Origin of the sequence: Mycobacterium sp. UM_Kg27, from assembly GCF_000972905.1 — a bacterium.
GTDB lineage: Bacteria > Actinomycetota > Actinomycetes > Mycobacteriales > Mycobacteriaceae > Mycobacterium.
The window spans coordinates 1-4,188 of the sequence record NZ_JRMM01000214.1; the positions used below are offsets into that span (position 1 = coordinate 1).

At 69.8% G+C, this 4,188-nt stretch carries 4 protein-coding genes; 3 read left to right on the top strand and 1 reads right to left on the bottom strand.

Annotated elements, in window-relative coordinates:
- Window positions 1-1,187 (top strand): Ig-like domain-containing protein (locus LI94_RS20435; RefSeq protein WP_046302363.1); only part of this gene is annotated, 1,187 nt, incomplete at its 5' end.
- A gap of 4 nt (window positions 1,188-1,191) precedes the next feature.
- Here the strand turns inward: LI94_RS20435 and LI94_RS20440 are convergent.
- A complete protein-coding gene (locus LI94_RS20440; protein ID WP_024443442.1) occupies window positions 1,192-1,953 on the bottom strand; it encodes an SDR family oxidoreductase in 762 nt (253 codons plus the stop codon).
- Window positions 1,954-2,160: 207 nt separating this feature from the next.
- Here LI94_RS20440 and LI94_RS20445 point away from each other — a divergent pair, with 207 nt between their 5' ends.
- Window positions 2,161-3,444 carry an ROK family protein gene (locus tag LI94_RS20445; protein ID WP_046302364.1) on the top strand — a complete coding sequence of 428 codons (1,284 nt, stop codon included), beginning with the start codon at window positions 2,161-2,163 and terminating at the stop codon, window positions 3,442-3,444.
- A 22-nt stretch (window positions 3,445-3,466) separates the two neighbouring features.
- A partial coding sequence (locus LI94_RS20450; RefSeq protein WP_046302365.1) for a glycosyltransferase occupies window positions 3,467-4,188 on the top strand: 722 nt, incomplete at its 3' end.

Consider the following 4,188-nt stretch of genomic DNA (forward strand, 5'->3'; position numbering starts at 1 on the left):
ATGTGTATAAGAGACAGCTGGAACACGGAGCGGTGGCCGACGTGCTGCCCACGGCCGCCGTCGGCGTCACGGTCCGTGACGGCTGGTTCCAGCGGGTGGCGCTGACCAGCCCCGCCGGGAAGGTGCTCACCGGAACCTTCAATCGGGAGCGCACCCGTTACACCGTCACCGAACCACTGGGCTACGACTCCGTCTACACCTGGAGCGGGTCGGTGGTGGGCCACGACGGCAACGCGGTGCCGGTCAGCGGCAGCATCACCACGGTCGCGCCCAGCACCGTCATCGACGGGGGCTTTCAGCTGGCCGATGGACAGACGGTGGGGGTCGCCGCGCCGGTGATCCTGCAGTTCGACGGACCGATCGCCGACAAGGCGGCCGTCGAGCGGGCCCTGACCGTCGTCACCGAGCCACCGGTGGAAGGCAGCTGGGCCTGGCTGCCCGACGAGGTGCAGGGAGCCCGGGTGCACTGGCGCAGCCGGGAATACTTCCCGGCCGGAACCAAGGTCAGCGTCAACGCCAAGCTGTACGGACTGGCGTTCGGCGACGGCGCCTACGGGGCCCAGGACATGTCCCTGGACTTCGCGATCGGCCGACGCCAGGTGGTGCGCGCCGAAGTCTCGTCGCACCGCATTCAGGTGGTCCGCGACGAGGGCGTGATCATGGACTTCCCCTGCAGCTACGGCCAGGCCGACAAAGCCCGCAACATCACCCGCAACGGCATCCACGTGGTCAGCGAGAAATACGCGGACTTCTACATGTCCAACCCGGCCGCCGGCTACAGCAACATCCATGAGCGCTGGGCGGTCCGGATCTCCAACAACGGGGAGTTCATCCACGCCAACCCCGCCAGCGCGGGCGCGCAGGGCAACACCAACGTCACCAACGGCTGCATCAACTTATCGACCGAGGACGCCGAGCAGTACTTCCACAGCGCGATCTACGGCGACCCGGTCGAGGTGACCGGCAGTTCGATCGAGCTGTCCTACGCCGACGGCGATATCTGGGACTGGGCGGTGGACTGGGACACCTGGGCCTCGATGTCGGCGTTGTCGAGTTCCGAACAGGCGCGAACCTCGCTGCCCAGCGTCGCGCCGGCCACCCCGACGGACGCGCCGACGTTGTCGGGCACGCCTACGACTACCACCAGTACGCCGACGACGACGTCCAGTACTGGGCCCGGCGGCTGACGCGTCAACCCTCCCGGTGGGCCCGGGTCGCCGATGCCTGGTCGCGGGGGCGGATGACGATCTGGTCGAGGTCGACGTGCGGCGGCCGCGAGGCCACGAACCCGATCACCTCGGCGATGTCGGCTGCGGTCAGCGGAGTCAGGCCGGAATAGACAGCGTCGGCGCGGTCACGGTCACCGTCGAAGCGCACCAGGGAGAACTCGGTGTCCACCATGCCGGGAGCGATTTCGGTGAGCCGCACCGGCTTTCCCAGCAGTTCGCCGCGCAAGGTGCGATGCAGTGCGCTCTGGGCGTGCTTGGCCGAGGTGTATCCGGCGCCGCCGTCATAGATTTCGAACGCCGCGATCGAGGTCACCGTGACCACCAGGCCATCGCCGGACGCCACGAGTTTCGGCATCAGCGCGCGCGTCACCTGCAGGGTGCCCAGCACGTTGGTCTCCCACATCCAGCGCCAGTGCTCGAGATCGGCCTGCTCCACCGACGCCAGCCCTCTGGCGCCGCCGGCGTTGTTGACCAGCACGTTTACTGAGCCGCCGACCCGGTCGCATGCCTCGGCCAGTGCCGCGACCGCCACCGGGTCAGTGACGTCCGTCACTATGGCGGTGCCGCCGATCTCGTCGGCCAGCGCCATGAGCCGGTCGGCGCGACGGGCCGCAGCGATCACATGAAAGCCTTGTGCGGCAAGGGTTCTCGCGGTCGCCTCGCCGATGCCTGAGCTGGCGCCGGTGACCACGGCAATGCGCTGATCGCGCGCAGGTGTCGTCATCGCGTCAACCTTAGTGATCGTGATAGATTCTCAGCTATGTCTCGCAGTGCCCGCTTTCTGACAGCGGTCTGTCTGGTCGCCCACGGCGCGTGTTGTCGCGCGTGTTCCTGCGCCTGACCTGCTGCGATTAGCGCTCCTTAGGAGAATCCGCCGGGTCGTAGGCGTAAACGGCTCTCATTCGGATTTTTCTCCAGACAAGGACATCGCGTGCGTACTACCTCTCTCACCGCTCACCTGGCCAGCCACCGCGCCGGCCGCCTCCGTTCCCACCCGCGGGTAGTAGCCCCGGCTCTGCAGCTGGCCGACAGCGCCGGTGCCGAGGTCTTCGCCGCGGTTCGCCAGCACGGCCCCGTCGCGCGTGAAGCCATCGCGGGCGCCACCTCGCTGAGTGTGGCGACCGTCAACCGCCAGGTCAGTGCGCTTCTGGAAGCCGGACTGCTGCTGGAGCGCGCCGACCTGGCCACGTCCGGGGCGATCGGACGGCCGCGTCGGCCGGTGGTGGTCAACCACGAACCGTTCCTCACCCTGGGCCTGCACATCGGGGCCAAGACCACCAGCATCGTGGCCACCGATCTGCTCGGCCGCACGCTCGACGTCGTCGAAACTCCGACGCCGAACAACGGTGCGACGCCGGCGCTGGCGTCGCTGGCCGCCAGCGCCAGTCGGTATCTGACGCGCTGGCAGAAGCGCCGGCCGCTCTGGGTCGGCGTGGCGACCGGTGGCGCAGTGGACGGGGCCACCGGCCACGTCGACCACCCGCGGCTGGGCTGGACGGCGGCGCCGGTCGGGCCGGTGCTGGCCGAAGCGCTGGGCCTGCCCGTATCGGTGGCCTCCCACGTGGACGCGATGGCCGGGGCGGAACTTCTGTTCGGAGTGCGGCGGCCCACGGCGAACAGCACCACCAGCCTCTACGTCTACGCCCGCGAAACGGTCGGCTACGCCCTGGTGATCGGCGGCCGGGTGCACAGCCCGGCCAGTGGTCCCGGCACCATCGCCGGTCTGCCGGTCTACTCCGAACTGCTCGGGGGCACCGGACATCTCGAGTCCACCGTCAGCGATGAGGCGGTGTTGACCGCGGCTCGTCGGCTGCGGCTCCTGCCGGAGGGCAAGGGCGCGGTGTCGGCGGCGGTGACCACTCTGGTGCGCGAGGCGCGCGGCGGCGACGAGCGAGCCGTGGCACTGCTGACCGAGCGGGCCCGCGCACTGGGCGAAGCGGTGGCGCTGCTGCGCGACGTACTCAACCCCGACGACCTGGTGGTCGGCGGCCAGGGTTTCACCGAGTACCCCGAGGGCATGGCCGAGGTGGAGCGGGCCTTCGCGCAGCGCTCGGTGTTGTCAGCGCGCAGCATCCGCGTCACCGCATTCGGCAACCGCGTCCAAGAAGCCGGCGCCGGCACCGTTTCCCTGGGCGGGCTCTACGCCGACCCGGTCGGGGCGATGCGGCGTTCCCGCGGGCCGGTCGCCCGCGTGGTCCCGGAAGTGTCCGCCTGACCGAACCTGTAAAGATGACGGGGTGGGCTATGGCGTCGGAGGGGTCGCAGGCAGCAGAGCCGATGTGCACCGGGTAGCGCTGCTGTCGGTACACACCTCGCCGCTGGCCCAGCCCGGCACCGGCGATGCCGGCGGAATGAACGTCTACGTCCTGCAGAGCGCACTGCATCTGGCCCGCCGCGGGGTGGCCGTGGAAGTGTTCACCCGCGCGACGTCGTCGATCGATCCGCCGGTACAACACGTCGCGCCAGGCGTGTTGGTGCGCAACGTGGTGGCCGGGCCGTTCGAAGGCCTGGACAAGAACGACCTGCCCACCCAGCTGTGCGCGTTCGCTGCCGGGGTGCTGCGCGCCGAGGCAGCCCACGAGCCCGGCTACTACGACGTCGTACATTCGCACTACTGGCTGTCGGGTCAGGTCGGCTGGCTGGCCGCGGACCGGTGGGCGGTGCCGCTGGTGCACACCGCGCACACCCTGGCCGGGGTGAAGAACGCCGCGCTGGCCGCCGGGGACGCCCCGGAACCGCCGCTGCGCACGGTCGGCGAGCAGCAGGTCGTCGATGCCGCGGACCGGCTGATCGTCAACACCGACGACGAAGCGCAGCAACTCGTCGCCCTGCATGCGGCGGACCCGCGCCGGATCGACGTGGCGCACCCGGGCGTCGACCTGGAGGTGTTTCGGCCCGGCGACAAGCTGGCGGCCCGGCAGACGCTGGGGTTGTCGGCAGGCTGTCTCTTATACACATC

Coding starts and splice junctions, on each gene's coding strand:
- LI94_RS20440 (WP_024443442.1), bottom strand. CDS start 1,953: ATGACGACACCTGCGCGCGATCAGCGCATTGCCGTGGTCACCGGCGCC.